The sequence below is a fragment of the Bradyrhizobium sp. USDA 4486 genome, from assembly GCF_054057995.1.
In genome coordinates, this window is sequence record NZ_JBSRZV010000001.1 from 6,760,904 (window position 1) to 6,782,567 (window position 21,664).

The window sequence follows — 21,664 nt, forward strand, 5'->3', positions numbered from 1 at the left end:
GCGGCCTATGACGATCAGAACGGCATGGTTCAGGCGAAGAAGGCGCAACGCTCGACGGCGGCGAAGCCTGCACGGTCTTCAAGCAACCGGACGATGCGCGACTCCGATTACACGGCGCTGGCGCAATTCCGCTATCAGCTTCGAACCTTCCTGGCCTTCAGCGAAGCCGCGGCCCAGAACGCGGGATTGACGGCGCAGCAGCACCAGGCGCTGCTGGCGATCAAGGGATTGGCTGAGTCCGACGGCGCCAGCGTCGGCGATATCGCGCGCTTTCTCCTGATCCGGCACCACACCGCAGTGGAGCTGGTGGATCGGATGGCGAAGCTGAAGCTGATTGGCCGGCAAGCCGATCCCGAGGACGCGCGTCGCGTCCTGGTCAAGCTGACGGCCAAAGGCGAGCAGAAGCTGCGATCGCTCTCGCGCATTCATCTGGACGAGCTGAGCGTCGCCGCGCCCGCTTTGGGCAAGATCCTGCGCTCGTTCCAGGCCAAAGCGCGCTGAGGCGCGAGCTTATGCCGCAGCGCCTTGCGCCGCGAGCTGTGCGGCCTGGTGCTCGGTCGTCAGCGCGTCGATCAATTCGCCGAGCGCTTCGCCCGCAATCACCTGCGGCAGCTTGTAGAGCGTCAGGTTGATGCGGTGGTCGGTGACGCGGCCTTGCGGGAAGTTGTAGGTGCGGATGCGCTCGGAGCGGTCGCCGGAGCCGACCTTCTCCTTGCGCTCGGCCGAGCGCGCGGCATCGACACGCTGGCGCTCGGCATCGTAGATGCGCGAGCGCAGGATGTTCATGGCCGAGGCGCGGTTCTTGTGCTGCGACCGCGAGTCCTGCATCATCACCACGACGCCGGTCGGGATGTGGGTGATGCGGATCGCCGATTCCGTCTTGTTGACGTGCTGGCCGCCCGCGCCTTGCGCGCGCATGGTCTCGATGCGCAGGTCCTCGTTCTTGATGTCGACATCGACATCCTCGACCTCCGGCAGAACCGCGACCGTTGCCGCCGAGGTGTGGATGCGCCCTTGCGTCTCGGTGTCGGGCACGCGCTGCACCCGGTGCACGCCGGATTCGAATTTGAGCTTGGAGAAGGCGCCGCGGCCCTGCACCTCCGCGATGATTTCCTTGTAGCCGCCGACAGTGCCTTCGCTCGCCGAGATCACCTCGACCTTCCAACCCTGCAAGCTGGCGAAGCGCTCGTACATGCGGAACAGATCGCCGGCGAACAGCGAGGCCTCGTCGCCGCCGGTGCCGGCGCGGATTTCCAGCACGACGTTGCGCTCGTCCATGGCGTCCTTGGGCAGCAGCGCCACGCGGATCTTCTGGACCAGCTCATCGATCCTCGGCGTCAGCTCGTCGCGCTCGGCTTCGGCCATGCTGCGCATTTCGGCATCGGTTGCGGGGTCGGCGATCAGCGCCTCGGTGTCGGCGAGCTCTTTGACTGCAGACCGATAGGCCTTCACGGCCGCGACCAGCGGCGTGATCTCGGCGAGCTCGCGGGTGATCTGGACATAGCGGTCGGAGGCGAGCTGGCCGAGCGATTCAGCCTCGAGCGAAGCATGATGCGCGAGCAGGACGTCCAGTTTGGCTTCAGGGAGTGACGACATCGGTTCAGTCTCAAATGGCGGAAAGCGGCGGGCGGGCGGCGGAAAGCGGCGACAGGCCCGCTACAAGGCCAGGCCTTCGGCCTCGGCAAATTCCGTCAGCTTCTGCCGGATCGAGACGCTGCCCGCAGGCGCGTCGACGAGCGGGCCGAGCACCGCTTCGGCCTTCTTCGCGTCGAGATCGAGCACCATCGCCTTGACCGGGCCGAGCGCGGTCGCCGAGAGCGACAGCGAGCGATAGCCGAGCGCGATCAGCGCCAGCGCGCCGATCGGCTTGGAGGCCATCTCGCCGCAGAGCGAGAGCGACTTCTTCGCCTCGTTCGCCTTGCGCGCGATCTCGCGAAGCGCGCGCAGGATCGGCGCCGACATGGTGTCGAAGCGCTCGGATACCTTGGCATTGCCGCGGTCGACCGCGAACAGGAACTGGAACAGATCGTTGGAGCCGACCGAGATGAAGTCCACCTTCTTCAGCAGCTCGTCGAGCTGGTAGAGTAGCGCGGGCACCTCGACCATGGTGCCGATGTCGATTCTTTCAGGCAGCGTGTGGCCGTGCTGGCGCAGATAAGTGAGCTCGCGCTCGACCAGCGCCTTGGCGGCGTCGAATTCGGCAACCTCCGAGATCATCGGGAACATGATGCGCAGCGCGCGGCCGCCGCCCGCGCGCAGCAGGGCACGGATCTGGCCGCGGAGCAGGCCGGGACGATCGAGCCCAAGCCGGATCGCGCGCCAGCCGAGCGCCGGATTTTCCTCGATCACCGCTTCCATATAGGGCAGCGCCTTGTCGCCGCCGATGTCGAGCGTGCGGAAGGTGACAGGCTTGGTGCCGGCCGCATCCAGCACGGTCCGATAGAGCGCGAGCTGGTCGCTGGTGCGCGGCAGGCTCTGGCCGACCATGAACTGGAGCTCGGTGCGGAACAGGCCGATGCCGGCGCTGCCGGTATCCTCGATATGCGGCAGGTCGATCGCAAGACCTGCATTGATCATCAGCTCGACCTTCTGCCCGTCCTTGGTGACGCAGGGGCGATCGCGCAGCGCCAGATATTGTGCCTGCCGGCGGGCGCGGAAGCGCACGCGCTCGGCAAAGGCAGCCTCGATCTCCTGCGACGGACGCACATAGATCGACCCAGACGTGCCGTCGACGATGATGGGATCGCCGGGATCGGCTATACCCGGCGCATTCGGCACCTCGCCGACGGCGGGAATGCCGAGCGCGCGCGCCACGATCGAGACGTGGGAGTTGGCGGTGCCTTCCTCCAGCACGATGCCGCGCAGCCGCTTGCGGTCGTAGTCGAGCAGCGCGGCGGGACCCATCGCGCGCGCGATGACGATGGCGTTGTCGGGCAGTTGTTCGCGCGAGGGCGCGTGGTCCTGGCCGACCAGCTGCCGCATCAGGCGGTAGCCGAGGTCCTCGAGATCATGCAGCCGGTCGCGCAAATACGGATCAGTCGAGCGCAGCATGCGCGCGCGGGTGTCGGACTGCACGCGCTCGACGGCGGCTTCCGCAGTGAGGCCGGTCGCGACGGCCTCGTGCAGCTTGTGCGACCAGCCCTGGTCGTTGGCGAACATGCGGTAGGCTTCCAGCACCTCGCGGTGCTCGCCTCCTTCCGCGACGTCGCCGCGCTCCAGCATGCGGTCGAGATCGGCGCGCAGCTTGGCAAGCGCAGTGTCGAGCCGCTTGATTTCCTTCGGCAGGTCTTCGGCGATGTAATCCTTGATCACGACGCGCGGCTCGTGCAGCACGACATGGCCGAGCGCGATACCCTCCGACAGGATGGCGCCGACCTTCTGCGCGGAATGGCGCGCCGCAGGCTCCATGCCCGGCGGGGCGAGTGCGGACAGCTCGCCGGAGGCGATCAGCTCCGCCAGCACCATCGCGGTGGTCTGAAGCGCCTCGAGCTCCTCCTCGACATAGTTGCGCTTGGCGCGGTTCTGCACGACGAGCACGCCGAGCGTGTTGCCGGCCCGCAGGATCGGCACGCCCAGGAACGAGTGATAGATTTCTTCGCCGGTTTCTGGGCGGAACGAGAAGGCCGGGTGGCTCTGCGCATCGCTCAGGTTGAGCGGGGTCGCCTCGCTGGCGACGAGGCCGACCAGACCCTCATGGGCGCTGAGCACGGTGTGGTGCACCGCCTCGCGGTTGAGGCCTTCGGTGGCGTAGAGCTCGAGCGTGTTGTCGATGCGCAGCACATACACCGAGCACACCTCGGCCACCATATTGGCGGCGATCAGCACCACGATCTTGTCCAGCCGCTCCTGGGCCGAGACCTGCTCCGCCATGGTTTCGCGGAGCCGTCTCAACAAGACGCGGGGACCTCCCGACGCGCTCCGCATGAACCGTCAATCTCCTCCGTCTGCCGGGCCCGGCGGTGTCGGCCGGCGGCTGGCCTAAAATTCCAGAAAAACAACCAAATTGTTTGTCCGGCGCTGGCGCAAGCCCTCGCTTGCACCGAATCAGCGGCCTGAACTGGGACCCAGTCTGCGGCAGCCCACCCTGTTCGCCGTATAGCGAATTGACGCTTGTTTTGCCAAGCAAAACGCCTGCCAAACGCGAAGGTGTGTACACCCTCGCGTTTGCTGCGACCGCTAAGAGAAAATTAGCCTAAGCACGGTCCGGTAAAGTGCGAAGCGGCTTTCCGGACCATGCTTAAACGACATTCTGACGCGCGACGAGGTGGCGCTTCAGGTCTGATCGAGGCCGTAGAGCGTGTGCAGGGTGCGCACCGCAAGCTCGGTGTACGCCGTGTCGATCAAGACCGAGAATTTGATCTCGGAGGTTGTGATGGCCCGGATGTTGATATTCCGACCCGCAAGGGCCGAGAACGCCTGGGCGGCGACGCCGGCATGGCTGCGCATGCCGCTGCCGATCACCGAGATCTTTGCGACGTCGGTAGCTGTATCCAGCCGTGCATAACCGATCTTGGCCTTAGCGGCGGTGATGGTGTCCTTGGCGCGGGTGTAGTCGGCGGCCGGCACCGTGAAGGTGAGATCGGTGGTCTTGCCGTCTTCGGACACGTTCTGCACGATCATGTCGACATTGATGTTGGCTTCCGCCAGCGGACCAAAGATCGAGGCGGCAACGCCCGGCTTGTCCTCGATCTGGCGCACCGAGATCTGGGCCTCGTCCTTCGAGAAGGCGATGCCGGTGACGACGTGGCTTTCCATGATCTCCTCCTCGCTGCAGATCAGCGTGCCGGGCGGCTGGTTGGCATGCGGGTCGATATCCTCTGGCTTGTCGAAGCTCGAGCGGACGAAGATCGGCATGTTGTGGACCATGCCGAGTTCCACCGAGCGGACCTGGAGCACTTTGGCGCCCTGGGACGCCAGTTCCAGCATGTCCTCGAATGCGATCTTGTCGAGCCTTTTGGCCTTCGGCACGATTCGCGGGTCGGTGGTGTAGACGCCGTCGACATCGGTGTAGATGTCGCAGCGGTCGGCCTTGACGGCCGCGGCAACAGCCACCGCCGAGGTGTCGGAGCCGCCGCGGCCGAGCGTGGTGATTCGATTGGTGTCGGGGTTGATGCCCTGGAAGCCGGCGATGACCGCGACCTCCTTGCGCTCCTGGAAGCGCTTGATGATCTCGCCGCCGTCGATGTCCTCGATCCGGGCCGAGGCATGGGCGTCGCTGGTCTTGATCGGGATCTGCCAGCCCTGCCAGGAGCGGGCCTGGATGCCCATGCTCTGCAGCACGATGGCAAGCAGGCCCGACGTCACCTGCTCGCCGGAGGCGACCACGGCGTCGTATTCGCGCGCGTCGTGCATTGGCGAGGCCTCGGAGCACCAGGCCACCAGCTCGTTGGTCTTGCCGGACATCGCCGAGACGACCACCGCGACCTCATGGCCGGCGTCGACCTCACGCTTCACATGGCGCGCGACGTTGCGGATACGTTCGATGTTGGCGACGGACGTGCCGCCGAATTTCATCACGAGGCGGCTCATGACGACGCGTGCATTCCTTCATAAGGATCAGTATGGTGACCCGCGCTGGACGGATGCCAGGGGATACCGACCGCGCGTATACAGAGGGGCGGGGCCGGGGGCAAGCGGGTTCCTGCGGGGGCCAATCCGGACAATGGGTTAACCGAGGTCATGGCGCGCTATATTGACGAAATCCTGCAGCCCGGCGAGCGGGTGCTGTATTCGACCAACGCGCACTGGATCTTCTATTTTCCGGCGATTGTGGCCTGGGTCGTGGCCTTGGGCCTGCTGATCCTGTCGCGGCAGACCGCGAGCGACGGGCTCGTGATCCTCTGTCTCATCGCTGCGGGCGTGGTGGCCTTGGCGGCCCTGTTCTGGACCGTGAAGGGCTGGTTCCACCGCTTCACCACCGAGACCGACGTCACCAATCTCAGGGTTGTGCACAAGACCGGGTTCATCAAGCGCCGCACCTTTGAAATGGCGCTGGATAAGGTCGAGAGTGTCGACGTTGATCAGACCATTCTTGGACGAATTCTCAACTACGGCGACGTGACCATTCGCGGCGTCGGCGAGGGGATCGAGACGATCAAAACCATCGCCTCGCCGCTCGCCTTCCGTAGTTCGATCACCACGCGGTAGGACCGCGCGTAACCATGAGCATGCAGCAAAATACTTCCGCCACCGCAGCCGCCCAGCCCGGGCTCGACCGTCGACGCCGCCGAGATCGCGAAATTCTCAAAACTCTCCGCCGAGTGGTGGGACCCCAAGGGCAAGATGGCGCCGCTGCACCGGATCAACCCACTGCGGCTCGGCTATATCCGCGACGCCGCCTGCCGCAAGTTCGAGCGCAATGTGCGCAGCCTCAACTGCCTCGGGTCCTTGCGCGTGCTCGACATCGGCTGCGGCGCCGGCCTGTTATGCGAACCGCTGGCGCGTCTCGGCGCGCAGGTCATCGGCATCGATCCGTCGGCGAGCAACATTGCGGCTGCCAAGCTGCATGCCGACAAGAGCCACCTTGCGATCGACTATCGCTGCACCACGGTCGAGGAGATCGACCCGCGCGAGCGCTTCGACATCGTGCTGGCGATGGAGGTGATCGAGCACGTCGTCGATGTCGGCGTTTTCCTCAAGCGCTGCGCCGCGATGCTGAAGCCGAACGGGTTGATGGTGGTCTCGACCCTGAACCGGAACTGGAAGAGCTTCGCGCTGGCCATCGTCGGCGCCGAATATGTCCTGCGCTGGCTGCCGCGCGGCACCCACGAATGGAATAAGTTCGTCACGCCGGACGAGCTGACCAAATATCTCCTCGACAACCGCCTCGTCATCACCGAGCAGACCGGCGTCGTCTACTCCCCCTTCGCCGACAAATGGTCCCTCTCCTCGGACATGGACGTGAACTACATGGTGGTGGCGGAAGGCATGGTGTGAGGTCGTGAATAGGACCCGTGCTGTCGCTTCCTGGGCGGTGTCGTCGCTGCGAACGCAGTGCGTGCGCAGGGACGACAGTGTGTTTGTTGCGAGAGCATCGCTCCCATGACATCCCCGCGGTTGACCGCATGCGTCCCAGCTTGCAGGTTGGCCCCACACTTCCTGTATTAGCCACCCCCCCAATGCTCGCCGTCACCAGCCTCTGGATTCCCTTCACGATCATCGCTGCGCTCGGGCAGGTCGCGCGCAATGCGATGCAAAGGTCGCTGACGAAGCCGCTGGGGACATGGGGCGCGACCAACATCCGCTTCCTGTTCGGCTTCCCGTTCTCGCTGCTGTTCCTGGGCGTGGTGCTGATCATCACCGGCGATCACCTCGGCATGCCGCCGTCCGCGTTCTGGCCGTGGCTCCTGCTTGGCGCACTCAGCCAGATCGTTGCCACCGGATTGATGCTGCTCGCGATGAACGATCGCTCCTTCGTGGTGACGACGGCCTACCTGAAGACCGAGGCGATCCAGACCGCGATCTTCGGCTTCGTCTTCCTCGGCGATCGCCTGACCTGGCTGAAGGTGCTGGCGATCGTGATCGCGACGGTCGGCGTCGTCATCACGGCGCTCCGGCCCGGCGGCGAGAAGAGTTTTGCGGAGCTGAAGCCGACGATCACCGGCCTCGTCGCCGCGGCGGCGTTCGCGCTCTCTGCGGTCGGTTTTCGTGGCGCCATCATCACCGTGCCCAACGTATCGTTCGTGACGGCGTCGTCGTGCACGCTGGTGCTCGGGCTGTTCGTGCAGACGCTGATCCTGACGATCTATCTGCTCTGGCGTGCGCCAAAGGTGCTGCAATCGATCCTGGGGCTATGGAAGCCGTCGCTGCTCGCCGGCTTCATGGGCGCCTTCGCCTCGCAATTCTGGTTTCTCGCGTTTGCGCTGACGGCCGCCGCCAATGTCCGCACGCTTGCGCTGATCGAGGTGCTGTTCGCGCAAGGCGTAGCCTACTACTCGTTCAAGCAGCCGATCGCACCGCGCGAGATATTTGGGATCCTGCTGATCGTAGGGGGCGTTGCGCTGCTGGTGGGCGTGTAACTGGCCGTCATTCCGGGACGCCCGAAGGGGGAACCCGGAATCTCGAGATCCCCCGATGCGCAATTGCGCATCTGGGGTCTGGTCCTTCGGACCATCCCGGGATGACGCGCTTCGTGCGTCAGTTCCTGTCTTCCGGCAGCGTCGGCAGCGGCGAGACCTCGATGCCTTCGTCGATCAACGACTTCGCCTCTTCCGGCGAGGCCTCGCCGTAGATCGGGCGGTGCTCCTTGTCGCCGTAATGCATGGCGCGGGCTTCATTCGCAAAGCGCTCGCCGACATTGTCGGCGTTCTTGACGATATGGTCGCGCAGCTCTTTCAGCTTGGCGCGCAGCTCGCGCTCCTGGGCCATCAGCAGCGATGTCGGTCCTGACGGAGTAGCCTCGGGCGTGGCGGCAGCCACGGGCTCCGGCGGGGCTGCACGGCCGCGGCCCTTCTTGCCGACGATGCGCGGGGCCATGATCGCCTTGTCGACCTTGGCCGAGCCGCAGATCGGGCAGGTCACGAGCTTGCGCTTCACCTGGGAATCATAGGCCGAAGAACTCTGGAACCAGCTTTCGAAGTCGTGGCCGCGGTCGCAGTGCAGTGCGTAGCGGATCATGCCGATCCCCGCACGAGGTGCAGGTGATCCGGCCCCGCCTTGGGATCGGTGACGCCAAAGCGGCGGCCGTGCTGGAGCGAGGGGATCGCGCGGCGGGCGGTCTCGACCCTGGCCGGGTCGATCTTCGCCATGATGATGCCGGGCTCGACATCGCCCTCAGCGAGGATCTCGCCCCAGGGATCGACGATCAGCGAATGGCCGTAGGTCTCGCGCTTGTTCTCATGCAGGCCGGCCTGCGCAGCGGCGAAGATGAAGCAGCCGGTCTCGATCGCGCGCGCGCGCAGCAGCACGTGCCAATGCGCTTCCCCGGTTTTGCGGGTGAAGGCCGATGGTACCGTGATGAAATGGGCGCCGCTCTCGGCGAGCGCACGGTAAAGCGCGGGGAACCGCACGTCGTAGCAGATCGTCAAGCCAACGCGGCCCCACGGCAGATCGGAGATCACGGCGGTCTCGCCCGGCTGGTAATTGGCGGATTCGCGATAGCTCTCGCCGTCCGGCAGCTCGATGTCGAACATGTGGATCTTGTCGTAGCTCGCGAGCACGTTGCCCTCGGGCCCGATCAGGAACGAGCGGTTGACCGCTTTCTCCGGCGAGAAGCGCAGCGCCAGCGAGCCGACATGGATGTGAATCCCGAGCTCTGCCGCGAGCGCGCGGTAGGCCCTCAGCGAGGTGTCGTTCTCCTCGGTCTGCAGGTGCTCGAACAGCGCCTTGCGGTTCAGCTGCATCATGTTGCTGACTTCGGGCGTCTGCACGTAGTCGGCGCCATTGGCCGCCGCCTGCCGGATCAGCTTGGTGGCCTGTTCGAGGCTCGGTCCGGGCATCAAGCCGGTGCGCATCTGCACCATCGCGGCGGTGAAGGTCCTGTTATCACTCATGAGACGGCCTTCACGCTCTCGAGCAGGCCGTCGAGCTTGCCCTCGCGATCGAGCGCGTAGAGCTCGTCGCAGCCTCCGACATGGGTTCCGCCGATCCAGATCTGCGGGAAAGTCGAGCCCTCGCCGGCGCGGTCGTACATCTCCTGGCGCCAGGACGGGTTCTTGGCGACATCGAATTCCGCGAAGGTCGCCTTCTTGCGGGTCAGCAGGGACCTCGCGGCGGAACAATAGCCGCAACCCGGCCTGGTGTAGATCTCGACAGCAACGGTCATCTCGTCCAGCGCTTTCATGTCAGAATTCATTGAATTATATGGGACGGGGGGCGCTCTCGACAACCCGGGCGAAGACCAGCACGTCGACCTGGGCCGCCTTGGCGCGGAGCAGGGCCCGCGCACAGGCGTCCAGCGTCGCACCCGTGGTCAGGACGTCGTCGATCAGGATGATGCGGCGGCCCTGGATTTCGGCCCGATGGTCAGGGGATACCTGGAATGCGCCCTGCACATTGGTGGTGCGCTGGGCCCGCGACAGGCCGATCTGCTGCTCGGTGGCACGCACCCGGCGCAGCACCTCAGCCTTCATTTTCACCCGGCTCTGCCGCTCGATGATGCGCGCCAGCGCGCCGGACTGGTTGTAGCGGCGGCGCCAGGCGCGCCGCCAATGCAGGGGCACCGGCACCAGCATGTCGGCCTCAGCGAGCAGTTCGCCGCCCGCGCGCGCCATCCAGCGGCCCATGGCCGGAGCCAGATCGGTGCGGTCCTGGTATTTCAGCGCGTGCACCAGGGTTCGGGCGATGTCGTCATAGCGCACGGCGGCGCGCGCCCGCTGGTAGGCCGGCGGGTTCGCGATGGCCTCCATCGACAGCATCTCGGGGCCGGGGTCATAGACGAAGGGAATGCCGAGGCGGGGACAATAGGGCCGTTCGATGAACGACAGCCTCGCCCAGCAGGCCGCGCAGACGCCCTCACCGTCGACCGGCTCGCGGCAGGAGACGCACAGCGTCGGCAGCGCGATGTCGAGCGCGAGCCGGGCCGCCCGCGCCAGCACGGTGCGGCCAGCCGACCATGCGGTTCGCAGCGGCGCGGCGATGGAACGGGAAGGGGCACTTTCGGCTTCCATGAGAGGAGGCTAGCGTTCAGCTGGACCGCGCTCAAGCCGCTCTCTCGTGCCCCGGACGCAGCGCCCCGCCACTTCGGCAGTGCGCTGCAGAGCCGGGGCCCATCCCACCGCATCATACGATGTTGCCTTTGGGGTCCCGGCCCTGCGCAGCAGCGCTAAGAGCGCTGCAGCGCGTCCGGGACACGAGAATGATTGCCATGGCCAGCGTGATCGGCGTAACCAGCGGCATGGCCCAGACCCCGCAAACCCCACCCGCTCTGTTCGATCGCGCCTTGCTGCATGCGCGGCAGCGGCGGGCACAGGCGCAAGGCGGCGTCACCTTCCTGCTCGATCGTGTCGCCGAGGACATGTCCGACCGGCTGGCCGCAGTGATGCGCGAGTTTCACGCCCCCGTCGATCTCTGGACACCCGGTGAGGGGCTGGCGGGGCTGCGGGCGCGGCTTCCTTCCATCGAGCGGATTGCGCTCGATGCGGCGGGTTCGGAGAAATTACCCTTCGCGCCGGAAAGCCTCGATCTCGTGGTCTCGGCGCTGGCGCTGCAATTCGTCAACGATCTGCCGGGCGTGCTGGCGCAAATCCGCCGCGCGCTGAAGCCGGACGGGCTGCTGCTCGCCGCGATGATCGGGGGCGACAGCCTGACCGAGCTGCGGCATGCCTTGGCTGCCGCCGAAGCGGAATGCGAGGGCGGCGTGTCGCCACGCGTGGCGCCGTTCGCGGACTTGCGCGACATCGGCGCGCTGTTGCAGCGGGTGGGCTTTGCGCTGCCGGTGACCGATGTCGATCGCGTCGTGGTGCGCTATGCCAACGCGTTCGCGCTGATGCAGGACCTGCGCCGCATGGGCGCGGCCAATGTGCTGATCGAGCGCCGCCGCGCGCCGAGCCGGCGCGCCACGCTGCTGCGGATGGCCGAGATCTACGCCGAGCGCTTCGCCGATGCCGACGGCCGCATCCGGGCCACGTTCGACACCATCTGGCTGTCCGGCTGGGCCCCGCATGCGAGCCAGCAGCAGCCGCTGAAGCCCGGGTCGGCGAAAGCGAGCCTGGCGGAGGCGGTGAAGAAGGCGGGGGAAAGGTAGGCCGCAGATGCCGTCATTCCGGGGCGGTCCGCAGGACCGAAGCCGGAATCTCGAGGTTCCCAGGTGCGCAATTGCGCACCATAGTTCTCGCTTCGCGAGCCCCGGAATGACGATGCAAGGGCATCGTCACATCAGCAAATCGATCAAATGGGGAATCAGCGGAATGTCCGCGGGCGGCATCGGATAGTCGCGCAGTCTGTTGGCGCGGACCCAGGCGAGGTTCTGGCCTTCGCGTGCGGTGACCATCCCTTCCCAGCGCCGGCAGATGTAGAGCGGCATCAAGAGGTGAAACGTCTCGTAGCCGTAGCTCGCAAACGTCAGCGGGGCCAGGCACGGCTCGGCCACGGTGATGCCGAGCTCTTCGTGGAGCTCACGGATCAGGCTCTGCTCCGGCCGCTCGCCAGGCTCGAGCTTGCCGCCGGGAAATTCCCAGAGGCCCGCCAGCGCCTTGCCCTCGGGGCGCCGCGCGATCAGGACGCGCTTGTCGGCGTCGACCAGCGCACAGGCCACCACCAATGTCAGCTTGAGATCTGCCATGCCAAAAATACTGCTCGTTGAAGATGATCCGGAGCGTTTCGTTAACTGCGCCGCGGCCGGATTTCCGGGAACCTCATAAGTCATATCTAATCGTCGGTTCCTAGGCCGCGCCGATGAAATATCTGTTCTTCGTCTCGGACGGCGTCGCCGACGAGTACACCGCTGGCTGCGCCAAGCCGACGGCCGCTGCCAGTCGCCAATCGACGTGTCGCTCTGCACCGCCATCAAGCAGAGCTGCGCCTCGCCCGGCCTTTATTTCGAGGTGAGCCCGACCCAAGGCATCTCGGACGCCATGACCGCGCTGTTCAAGAAGGACCTCGCCGACGCGCGGATTTCGGGGTGATGTCAGAGGCGTCATTCCCGGGGGGATGCGCCAGCATCGAGCTATGGTGCGCAATCGAATCTCGAGATTCCGGGTTCTCGCTTCGCGTGCCCCGGATGACGGCTGCCTTACGATCTGTAATCCCCGTTGATCGCCACATACTCCTTGGTCAGGTCGCAGGTCATGACGCGGTCGCGGCCCTTGCCGAGGCCGAGCGAGACCTTGATCGCGATCTCCGGCGCCTTCATCGCTTCCGATACCTGGGCCTCGTCGTAATCGGGGTCGCGCGCGCCGCTCTTGGCGACGCGGATGCCGTTGAAAGAAATGGAAAGCTTGTCGCGATCGGCGGGCTCGCCGGCCTTGCCGACCGCCATCACCACGCGGCCCCAATTGGCGTCCTCGCCGGCGATCGCGGTCTTGACCAGTGGCGAGTTGGCGATCGACATCGCGATCTTGCGCGCCGAGGCCTTGGTCTTGGCGCCTTCGACGGTGATGTCGACCAGCTTGCGCGCGCCTTCGCCGTCACGGGCGACCTGTTCGGACAGGTTGGCAAGGATCTGGTTGAACGCCTTGACGAACGCCTTCAGGCGCGGATCGCTGGCGCGGCTGATCTTGGGCGCGCCCTGCGCAGCGGCAGCACCGGTGGCGAAGGCCAGCAGCGTGTCGGAGGTCGAGGTGTCGCCGTCGATCGTCACGGCGTTAAAGGTGTCCTCGACGCCGGCCTTGAGCAGGGCCTGGAGCGCGGCCGGCGCGATCGGAGCATCGGTGAAGATGAAGGACAGCATCGTCGCCATGTCGGGCGCGATCATGCCGGCGCCCTTGGCCATTCCGTTGATGGTGACCTTGGCCTTGCCGAGCTTGACCGTCGCGGTCGCGACCTTGGGGAAGGTGTCGGTCGTCATGATCGCCTTGGCCGCGGCGAGGTAGTCGCCGGGCTCGGCGGTCTCGGCGAGGCGTCCCAGCACGCCGTCGAACTTGGTTGCGTCCAGCGGCTCGCCGATCACGCCGGTCGAAGCCAGGAAGATCTCGCTTTCGCTGCATCCGACCGCCTTGGCCGCGATCTTGGCGGTCAGTGCGGTGGAGGCTCGGCCGGTCTTGCCGGTGAAGGCATTGGCATTGCCGGAATTGACGACGAGGGCGCGGGCCTTGCCGCCCTTCAGCTTGGCGCGACACCATTCCACCGGCGCCGACGGGCACTTCGACTTGGTGAAGACGCCCGCGACGGCGGTGCCCTTGTCCATCACCGCCAGCAGGACGTCGGTGCGGTTCTTGTAGCGGATGCCGGCCTCGGCCGTCGCAAGACGGACCCCCGCGATCACGGGCAAATCAGGGACGTTCTTCGGGGCGAGGGGAGAGACGGAGGAGGACATCGCGGGGCGCCTTGGTGGGTCTGGATATGCAGATGCCCGGCCCCTCTGTGCGAAGACGCGCTTCGCGCTTGGGGCCGGGCATCATGAAGGCTTAGATACTCTTCACGTCACCGAAGTGACAGCAAATTCTTACTTCTTGGCGGGGGGCGCCATCTTGCTGTCGGACGGCTTGGCCGCGTCGGCCGGCTTGGCGTCCTTGGACGCGTCGGCCTGGTCCATGCGCTCGACCTTGGCTTCGCTCCGCAGCTTGGCGACGTAGTCGGCCTGGGCCTTGCGGGTGACGTAGTTCTCGATCTGGGTCTTGACCTGGTCGAAATCCGGCGCCTTGCGGTTGCGCTTTTCCTCGACCTTGATGATGTGCCAGCCGAACTGCGACTTCACGGGGTCGGAGATCTTGCCGGGCTCCAGCGCGAACGCCACCGCCGAGAATTCCGGCACCATCTGCTCCTTGGTGAAGAAGCCGAGGTCGCCGCCGTCGGCGGAGCCCGGATCCTTCGACTTCTTCTTGGCGAGCTCGGCGAAATCGGCGCCCTTGTCGAGCTCTGCCTTCACCGCCTTGGCCTCGTCCTCGGTCTCGACCAGGATGTGACGGGCGCGCACCTCCTGCTCGCCGGTGATCTGCTTGGAGGCCTCCTCATAGACCTTCTTCATCGCGTCCGGGGTGGTGGCGGCCTTGCCCTCGCCGGCGAGCAGGCTGTCCATCAGCAGGCGGTTGCGGGCGAACGCCAGGCGCTTCTTGAACTCATCGCTGTCGCCGATCTTCTTGTCGTCGGCGGCCTTGGCGACGATCTTCATGTCGATCAGGAACGACAGGACGTTCTCGTCCTTGGTCGCCGGGTCCATCTGGGCGAGGCTCGCTCCGAGTTCCTCCTCGGCCATGGCGACGTCGCTCTTCTTGATCTCGGCGCCATTGACCTTCGCCAGCACCGGATCGTCGGCGGCCCGGAGCGGGCCCGCGAACGCCAGGGTCAGCGCCAGAGTGAGGCTGCCAGCCAGGGCGGAGGCAAGGCGCAAACGCTGGCCGGTGGTTACCGGGTACGAGGTGGTCATGGAAAATCCTTTTGTTGAAGCAGGGGGCTGCTCGAGCGGGGCGGACACTCGCCCAATTCAGGGGGGCTTTGCAACGCGAAAAGTCTGTCAATTTGATGAATTAGCCGCAATGCGGCCGCCGTTGACAAGGCTCTGACCCGGCCATATCTCTGCCCGGTCGCGTCCATGGCGATGGCGTTTATTTTGCTGCGTTTTTGGCCGTTGAACCCTGACTTGCCCAATTCCCACCCATATGGCGGACGACCCCCGCAGTCCGGGCTCTGACGCCATCAGGCGTCACGGTGAGTTGATAGGCAGGTGGGTGACAACCTTTCGGCTGCCACGCGGTTAAATCGCGAACACAGGAACTGGTCATGATCGGCGCGCTCGCCCGCAAGTTTTTCGGCTCCTCCAACGACAGGCGGGTGAAGGGATACCAGTCCCGCGTCAACGCGATCAACGCGCTGGAGCCCGAGCTCATCAAGCTCTCGGATGACGAGCTCAAGGCCCGCACTGCCGAGTTCAAGAAGCAGCTCGCCGAAGGCAAGACGCTCGACGACATCCTGGTGCCCGCCTTCGCCACCGTGCGCGAGGCGGCCAAGCGCACGCTCGGCCAGCGCCATTTCGACGTCCAGCTGATCGGCGGCATGGTGCTGCACGAGGGCGACATCGCCGAGATGAAGACCGGCGAAGGCAAGACGCTGGTCGCAACGCTCGCGGTCTACCTCAACGCGCTCGCCGGCAAGGGCGTCCACGTCGTCACCGTCAACGACTACCTCGCCCGCCGCGACTCCGGCTGGATGGGCCAGATCTACAGCTTCCTCGGCCTGACCACCGGCGTGATCGTGCACGGCCTCGATGATGCCGAGCGCAAGGCGGCCTATGCCTGCGACATCACCTACGGCACCAACAACGAATACGGCTTCGATTATCTGCGCGACAACATGAAGTACCGGCTCGAGGACATGGTCCAGCGGCCGCACTTCTTCGCCATCGTCGACGAGGTCGACTCCATCCTGATCGACGAGGCGCGCACGCCGCTGATCATCTCCGGCCCGCTCGACGACCGCTCCGACTTCTACAACACCATCGACGGCTTCCTGCCCAAGCTCGACAAGACCGACTACGAGGTCGACGAGAAGCAGCGCACGGTGACGCTGACCGAAGCCGGCATGGAGAAGATCGAGACGCTGCTGCGCGATGCCGGCCAGCTCAAGGGCGAGTCGCTCTACGACGTCGAGAACGTCTCCGTCGTGCACCACATCAACCAGGCGCTGCGCGCCCACACGCTGTTCACGCGCGACAAGGACTACATCGTCCGCGACAACGAGGTCGTCATCATCGACGAGTTCACCGGCCGCATGATGCCGGGCCGCCGCTATTCGGAAGGCCTGCACCAGGCGCTGGAGGCCAAGGAGCACGTCCAGGTCCAGCCCGAGAACCAGACGCTGGCCTCGATCACCTTCCAGAACTACTTCCGCATGTACGAGAAGCTGGCCGGCATGACCGGCACGGCCGCGACCGAAGCGGACGAGCTGTTCGACATCTATAAGCTCGAGGTCGTGGAGATCCCGACCAATCTGCCGATCGCGCGCCTCGACGAGGACGACGAGGTCTACCGGACCCAGAAGGAAAAATACCAGGCGATCCTCGCCGAGATCGAGCGCGCCAACGCACGGCTCCAGCCCGTGCTGGTCGGCACGGCCTCGATCGAGAAGTCGGAAGTGCTCGCCGAATTCCTGAAGCAGAACGGCTACAAGCAGATCGATTTCGGCAAGGAGCACGCGCTCGACAAGCTCTATGCCGCCGCCCGCGCCGGCAAGCCGGCAAAACTGTTCGCAGTGCTGAACGCGCGCTTCCATGAGCAGGAAGCCTATATCGTCGCGGAAGCCGGCGTGCCCGGCGCGATCACCATCGCAACCAACATGGCCGGCCGCGGTACCGACATCAAGCTCGGTGGCTCGCTCGAAATGCGCATCCAGCAGGAGACGGTCGGCATCACGGACGAGGCCGAGAAGGCCAAGAAGATCGAGCAGATCAAGGCCGACATCGAGCACTTCCGCGACATCGTGCTGAAGGCCGAGGAGACCGTCGAGATCGAGCCGGCGAAGGGTAGCAAACCCGCCAAGACCGTGAAGAAGCCGGGCGGCCTCTACATCATCGGCTCCGAGCGCCACGAATCCCGCCGCATCGACAACCAGCTGCGCGGCCGTTCCGGCCGTCAGGGCGATCCCGGCCGCTCGAAATTCTTCCTGTCGCTGGAAGACGATCTGATGCGCATCTTCGGCTCGGACCGTCTCGACAGCATGCTGCAGCGTCTCGGCCTGCAGGAGGGCGAGGCGATCATCCATCCCTGGATCAACAAGGCGCTCGAAAAGGCGCAGCAGAAGGTCGAGGCGCGTAACTTCGACATCCGCAAGAACCTCCTCAAGTTCGACAACGTCCAGAACGACCAGCGCAAGGTGATCTTCGACCAGCGCGTCGACCTGATGAAGGACGACAGCGTCGCCGAGACCGTCACCGACATGCGTCACGCCTTCATCGACGACCTCGTCGCCAAGCACGTGCCCGAGCATGCCTATGCCGAGCAGTGGGACGTCGCCGGCCTCAAGGACGAGTTGAAGCGCGTGCTCGATCTCGACCTGCCGGTCGACGACTGGGCCAAGGAAGAGGGCATCGCCGACGAGGAGCTGCTCACCCGCATCGAGACCAAGGCCGACGAGCACATGGCCGCCAAGGTCGCACAATGGGGTCCCGACGTGATGCGTTACGTCGAGAAGACCATTCTGCTCCAGACCCTCGACCATCTCTGGCGCGAGCATCTGATCATGCTCGATCATCTGCGCCAGGTCATCGGCCTGCGCGGCTACGGCCAGCGCGATCCGTTGCAGGAGTACAAGACCGAAGCCTTCAATCTCTTCCAGGAGATGAGCGCTCACCTGCGCGAGGCCGTCACGGCGCAGCTGATGCGCGTCGAGATCGTTCCGCCGGAGCAGGAGGCACCGGTACTGCCAGCGATGGAAGCGCACAAGTTCGACCCGAACACCGGCGAAGACGAGATGGCCCTCGCCAGCGTCACCCTCGCCCCGCAGGCGACCGACGCAGCCTTGCGCGATCCGAAGAACCCCGCGAGCTGGGGCAAGGTCGGCCGCAACGAGGACTGCCCCTGCGGCAGCGGCAAGAAGTACAAGCACTGCCACGGGCGGTATGCGTGAGGTTTGAGTGAGGCGCGACACCGTCGCCTCATTCTCCGTCATTGCGAGCGGAGCGAAGCAATCCAGAATGCCCCCGCGGCAGGACTCTGGATTGCCTCGTCGCAAGGGCTCCTCGCAATGACGAGGTTGTAGGCGCGAGCTCGCGTATTCTCCGCTCTCCAAAGGCAGCACACGCCGAAGAACGCCGCGAAGGACGAGTAAATCTCGCCTCTGCCTACTTCATCGCCGAGAACCGGCTGTCGAACGAGTTCGACTGCACCACCGGTGCCGCGCCGGCCATCATCGGCGCGCTGCCGCTCGCGCTCTCCGACGCCACTGACGGCTTCAGCTCCGGCCGCGTTGCGGCGAGGCGGGTGTCGGGCTTCGCTGGCTCGGCCGGCTTTGCAGCCACCGCCGGCTTCGTCGCGTCCTTCGCCGCGTCCTTGGACTTGTCTTGTCCCGGCACGAATCTCGTCACGGCGGCCTTCAGCCGGGACGCTGCGGTTGGCGGCGTCGTGGTGCTCGCGGCCGGAGCGACTGACGCGGTGGCTTGCGGCGGAGGCGTCGTCGTCGCCGTAGTATCGGCGGTGCCGAGGCCCATCTTGCGGCCGAGATTCGAGAAGAAGCCGCCTTGGGATTTTTCCTGGGATTTCTCTTGGGATTTTTCCTGGGATTTCTCGGCCGGCTGAGCCGCGGCGATGCGCATGTTGGCCGCGGGCGCGCTGCTGGCTGTGACCGGCTCCTCCTGCGGCGCGCTTGCGACCGCATCCAGGTTCGGCTTGGGCGGATTGACGTGGCCCGGGATCGTGCCGGGCGCCTTTGCCATCGCCAGCATCTGCAGCGTGGTGCCTTCGGCGCTCTCGGACAGGCCGGTCGAGCCCTCCGGAATCTTGGCGGCAAAGATCTTGTTCATGCCGCCGTCGATGCCGGTGTTCATGCGCGCGACCGGCGTGCCCTTGGCAACCAGCTTCGCGTATTCGGCCTCGTCCTTGGCCTGCTTCTCGCGCACCGCGCTGGCGATGTCCTCGGGGATCACATAGGCCGGGCATTTTGCGGAGGCGTCGAACACCGGATCGCGCTTGGCGTCGGCCGGCTTTGCCGCGTCGAACACGTACTTCTTCTCGCAGAAATCGACCTTCGGCTCCTGCCGCGTCACCTCGAAATGATCATAGCCTTCCTTGATCATCTTCCAGAACGGCATGTTCGGATTGTTCCGGTGCTTGGCCATGTTCACCGGCGTCATCTTGAACGGATAGGCCTGCAGCTGGAACGCCTTCTGGCCGCCGAAGAAGGATTCGCGGCCGAGCGAATAGATCTCGGCGATCTGCTCGTCGGTCATCGCGTAGCAGCCGCGCGAGGAGCAATCGCCATGCACCATCAGCTGCGAGCCGGTGCGGCCCAGCGCCTTGTCGAACGCGTTCGGGTAACCCGTGTTGAAGGACAGGTAATAGGCCGACTGCGGATTCATCTGGCTCGGATTGATCGAATAGAATCCTTCCGGCGCCTGGCGGTCGCCTTCGCGCACCTTGGGGCCGAGGTCACCCGACCAGCGGCAGATCGGATAGGTCTTGAGCAGCGCGAACTGGCCGGAGCGGGTCTGCTTCCAGACCTCGAGCTCGGCCTCCTGCTTGAACAGACGCACCAGGATCGGCGATTGCAGATCCATGTCCTTCTCGGCCATCGCGGCGAGAAGCTTTGGCGGCACCGGCTGGTTGGCCTTGGCATTGGTCGCGAGCGAGACCTGGTCGGTATCGCAGCCGGTCAGCAGGACGCCGGCCGTCATCAGCGCAACAGACGCCAAGAGCGCGCGAGCAAGCGAACGAGAAATCAAGATGGACCCCACACCGTGCCGGGCAGAGAGCGCGAACCCCACTTCGTTTGGCGCATGACCTGACCGGAAACCGACCCGCCATGGCCGGCTCGTTCAGACCACGCTCCAGCGCTTATGCCCTGAAGCCATTGATTAAAATTCTAACCTCTGGGTCATGCGGCCGCAACCCGAGCCGGGATCACGAGGCCGTTGGCCCAGTGGCATGGTCAACAGGAACTAAATGGACGCAACCTTGGGCCTTAACAGGGCCTTTCGGCCAAAACGGTACAGAGATCGCCGATTTGGGCAAAAAAGGGTTAACGCGGGGTTACCGGGGCTGGGGCTCGTCATTCCGGGGCGGCGCGAAGCACCGAACGCTCGACATTCCGGGTTCGCCCTGCGGGCGCCCCGGAATGAGGCGTAGGTAGTCCACGAGCTGTTCGTATGGTGTGGAATGGTAGGCGCGCGTCGCTTTACCTATCCCTACGGCACCGAAACCGGGCCAAATCACCCCAGTTTCCGGCCAATATCGAGGAATTTCTGCCGCCGCTGCTTGCGGATCGCCTCGCCATCGAGGCCGCGGAGCTCGTCGAACGCCTTGGCGATCGCCTCGCCCGTGGTCGCGATCATGGCGGCGGGGTCGCGGTGGGCGCCGCCGACCGGCTCCTTCAAGATGGCGTCGATCACCCCGAAGCGGAGCATGTCCTGGGCGGTGATCTTCATGTTGTTGGCGGCTTCCTGCGCCTTGGTGCCGTCGCGCCAAAGGATGGAGGAGGCGGCCTCCGGCGAGATCACGCTGTAGATCGCGTGCTCCAGCATCAGCACCTTGTTGGCGGTGGTGATGGCGATGGCGCCGCCCGACATGCCCTCGCCGGTGATGATCGCGACGTTGGGCACGGTCAGCGCCAGGCACGCATCGGTCGAGCGCGCGATCGCCTCGGCCTGGCCGCGCTCCTCGGCGCCGATGCCGGGATAGGCGCCGGCGGAATCGGCGAGCGACAGCACCGGCAGGCCGAAGCGCTCGGCCATCTCCATCAGCCGCACGCATTTGCGATAACCCTCAGGCCGCGCCATGCCGAAATTGTGCCGGATGCGGCTGTCGGTGGAATCGCCCTTTTCCTGGCCCATCACGCAGATCGGCTCGCCGCGGAAGCGGCCGAAGCCGGCGACCAGCGCCTCGTCCTCGCCGAACTTGCGGTCGCCGGCGAGCGGGGTGAATTCGGTGATCAGGCCCTTGATGAAGTCGTTGAAATGCGGCCGCTGCGGATGCCGCGCGACCAGCGTCTTCTGCCACGGCGTCAGGTTCAGATAGAGGTCGGCCAGCGCCTGCGCCGCCTTGTCCTCGATCCGCGCGATCTCATCGCTGATATCGGTGCCGGTGGCGGCGAGCGCGCGCAATTCGTCGACCTTGGAGTCGAGCTCGGCGACGGGCTTTTCGAAATCGAGATAGCTGCGCATCTGGTCTTGCATCAACTCAATATAGGAAGGATCGGGCGAGGCGGCGAAGCGGATTTGAGCTCGAGGAGAGAAGTGTAGCTTCTTCAAGGGCTTGACCTGTGCGCTCAGGAAACGCGCCAGATCACTCGAAAGGCTCCGGCTCTTTCTGCGGAGATGTGGCCGAAGTCAAGGCGGTTTCGGTTGCAGTCCCGACCCCGATCTCGTGTCCCGGACGCGCTGCAGCGCTCCTTTAGCGCTGCTGCGCAGAGCCGGGGGCCCAGC

At 65.4% G+C, this 21,664-nt stretch carries 18 protein-coding genes and 1 pseudogene; 7 read left to right on the forward strand and 12 right to left on the reverse strand.

Features of this window, described 5'->3' with window-relative positions; all coding sequences use genetic code 11:
* Positions 1–24 precede the first annotated feature (24 nt).
* Positions 25–501, forward strand: coding sequence for a MarR family winged helix-turn-helix transcriptional regulator (locus tag ACVWY3_RS31895; RefSeq protein ID WP_456843506.1), 477 nt, complete (start codon positions 25–27; stop codon positions 499–501).
* 9 nt (positions 502–510) lie between these two features.
* On the opposite strand, the gene prfA is transcribed toward ACVWY3_RS31895, so the two are convergent.
* From prfA to ACVWY3_RS31910, 3 genes are all read right to left on the reverse strand, one after another.
* A complete protein-coding gene (prfA, locus tag ACVWY3_RS31900) occupies positions 511–1,596 on the reverse strand; it encodes a peptide chain release factor 1 (protein ID WP_456842011.1) in 1,086 nt (361 codons plus the stop codon).
* A gap of 60 nt (positions 1,597–1,656) precedes the next feature.
* Positions 1,657–3,924 carry a phosphoenolpyruvate--protein phosphotransferase gene (gene ptsP / locus ACVWY3_RS31905; RefSeq protein ID WP_456842012.1) on the reverse strand — a complete coding sequence of 756 codons (2,268 nt, stop codon included), beginning with the start codon at positions 3,922–3,924 and terminating at the stop codon, positions 1,657–1,659.
* 348 nt (positions 3,925–4,272) lie between these two features.
* Positions 4,273–5,529 (reverse strand): aspartate kinase, encoded by a 1,257-nt coding sequence (locus ACVWY3_RS31910; RefSeq protein WP_456842013.1) that lies wholly within the window; start codon positions 5,527–5,529, stop codon positions 4,273–4,275.
* 150 nt (positions 5,530–5,679) lie between these two features.
* Here ACVWY3_RS31910 and ACVWY3_RS31915 point away from each other — a divergent pair, with 150 nt between their 5' ends.
* The 3 genes from ACVWY3_RS31915 to ACVWY3_RS31925 all read left to right on the forward strand — a co-directional run bounded on the left by ACVWY3_RS31915 (position 5,680) and on the right by ACVWY3_RS31925 (position 8,018).
* Positions 5,680–6,147, forward strand: coding sequence for a PH domain-containing protein (locus ACVWY3_RS31915; RefSeq protein WP_456842014.1), 468 nt, complete (start codon positions 5,680–5,682; stop codon positions 6,145–6,147).
* Positions 6,148–6,282: 135 nt separating this feature from the next.
* A complete protein-coding gene (gene ubiG / locus ACVWY3_RS31920) occupies positions 6,283–6,936 on the forward strand; it encodes a bifunctional 2-polyprenyl-6-hydroxyphenol methylase/3-demethylubiquinol 3-O-methyltransferase UbiG (RefSeq protein WP_456842015.1) in 654 nt (217 codons plus the stop codon).
* Between the two features lie 182 nt (positions 6,937–7,118).
* Positions 7,119–8,018: an EamA family transporter gene (locus ACVWY3_RS31925; protein WP_456842016.1), complete on the forward strand. Its 900-nt coding sequence runs from the start codon at positions 7,119–7,121 to the stop codon at positions 8,016–8,018.
* Positions 8,019–8,136: 118 nt separating this feature from the next.
* Here ACVWY3_RS31925 and ACVWY3_RS31930 read toward each other — a convergent pair whose 3' ends face one another.
* From ACVWY3_RS31930 to ACVWY3_RS31945, 4 genes are read right to left on the reverse strand one after another with little or no spacing between them, the layout of a single operon-like run.
* Positions 8,137–8,616: a DUF1178 family protein gene (locus ACVWY3_RS31930; protein WP_456842017.1), complete on the reverse strand. Its 480-nt coding sequence runs from the start codon at positions 8,614–8,616 to the stop codon at positions 8,137–8,139.
* Entirely contained in the window at positions 8,613–9,491 is an 879-nt protein-coding gene (locus ACVWY3_RS31935; RefSeq protein ID WP_456842018.1) for a carbon-nitrogen hydrolase family protein, read from the reverse strand. The genes ACVWY3_RS31930 and ACVWY3_RS31935 overlap by 4 nt, the downstream gene beginning before the upstream one ends.
* On the reverse strand, positions 9,488–9,763 hold the full coding sequence (grxC, locus tag ACVWY3_RS31940; RefSeq protein WP_456843507.1) for a glutaredoxin 3: 276 nt from the start codon (positions 9,761–9,763) through the stop codon (positions 9,488–9,490). Before grxC ends, ACVWY3_RS31935 begins: the two co-directional genes overlap by 4 nt.
* Before the next feature lie 34 nt (positions 9,764–9,797).
* Positions 9,798–10,607: a ComF family protein gene (locus tag ACVWY3_RS31945; protein ID WP_456842019.1), complete on the reverse strand. Its 810-nt coding sequence runs from the start codon at positions 10,605–10,607 to the stop codon at positions 9,798–9,800.
* Positions 10,608–10,804: 197 nt separating this feature from the next.
* Between ACVWY3_RS31945 and ACVWY3_RS31950 the strand changes: the two genes are divergently transcribed.
* Positions 10,805–11,683, forward strand: a complete 879-nt coding sequence (locus ACVWY3_RS31950) for a methyltransferase domain-containing protein (RefSeq protein ID WP_456842020.1) — start codon at positions 10,805–10,807, stop codon at positions 11,681–11,683.
* Positions 11,684–11,809: 126 nt separating this feature from the next.
* On the opposite strand, the gene ACVWY3_RS31955 is transcribed toward ACVWY3_RS31950, so the two are convergent.
* The gene (locus ACVWY3_RS31955; protein ID WP_456842021.1) at positions 11,810–12,220 is read right to left on the reverse strand and encodes a (deoxy)nucleoside triphosphate pyrophosphohydrolase; all 411 of its coding nucleotides are present in this window, start codon (positions 12,218–12,220) and stop codon (positions 11,810–11,812) included.
* Positions 12,221–12,324: 104 nt separating this feature from the next.
* On the opposite strand from ACVWY3_RS31955, the pseudogene ACVWY3_RS31960 reads away from it, so the two are divergent.
* Positions 12,325–12,563, forward strand: a pseudogene (locus ACVWY3_RS31960) (pilus assembly protein); the annotation flags it as partial.
* A gap of 107 nt (positions 12,564–12,670) precedes the next feature.
* Here the strand turns inward: ACVWY3_RS31960 and argJ are convergent.
* Together argJ and ACVWY3_RS31970 are read right to left on the reverse strand one after the other, a co-directional pair.
* On the reverse strand, positions 12,671–13,912 hold the full coding sequence (argJ, locus tag ACVWY3_RS31965) for a bifunctional glutamate N-acetyltransferase/amino-acid acetyltransferase ArgJ (RefSeq protein ID WP_456842022.1): 1,242 nt from the start codon (positions 13,910–13,912) through the stop codon (positions 12,671–12,673).
* A 129-nt stretch (positions 13,913–14,041) separates the two neighbouring features.
* Positions 14,042–14,962 carry a peptidylprolyl isomerase gene (locus ACVWY3_RS31970; RefSeq protein WP_456842023.1) on the reverse strand — a complete coding sequence of 307 codons (921 nt, stop codon included), beginning with the start codon at positions 14,960–14,962 and terminating at the stop codon, positions 14,042–14,044.
* Positions 14,963–15,315: 353 nt separating this feature from the next.
* Between ACVWY3_RS31970 and secA the strand changes: the two genes are divergently transcribed.
* Positions 15,316–18,156 carry a preprotein translocase subunit SecA gene (gene secA, locus ACVWY3_RS31975; RefSeq protein ID WP_456842024.1) on the forward strand — a complete coding sequence of 947 codons (2,841 nt, stop codon included), beginning with the start codon at positions 15,316–15,318 and terminating at the stop codon, positions 18,154–18,156.
* Positions 18,157–18,370: 214 nt separating this feature from the next.
* Here the strand turns inward: secA and ACVWY3_RS31980 are convergent, their stop codons facing one another.
* Both ACVWY3_RS31980 and ACVWY3_RS31985 read right to left on the reverse strand, forming a co-directional pair.
* A complete protein-coding gene (locus ACVWY3_RS31980) occupies positions 18,371–19,918 on the reverse strand; it encodes a L,D-transpeptidase family protein (RefSeq protein ID WP_456842025.1) in 1,548 nt (515 codons plus the stop codon).
* A gap of 534 nt (positions 19,919–20,452) precedes the next feature.
* On the reverse strand, positions 20,453–21,415 hold the full coding sequence (locus tag ACVWY3_RS31985; protein WP_456842026.1) for an acetyl-CoA carboxylase carboxyltransferase subunit alpha: 963 nt from the start codon (positions 21,413–21,415) through the stop codon (positions 20,453–20,455).
* Between the last annotated feature and the right edge of the window lie 249 nt (positions 21,416–21,664).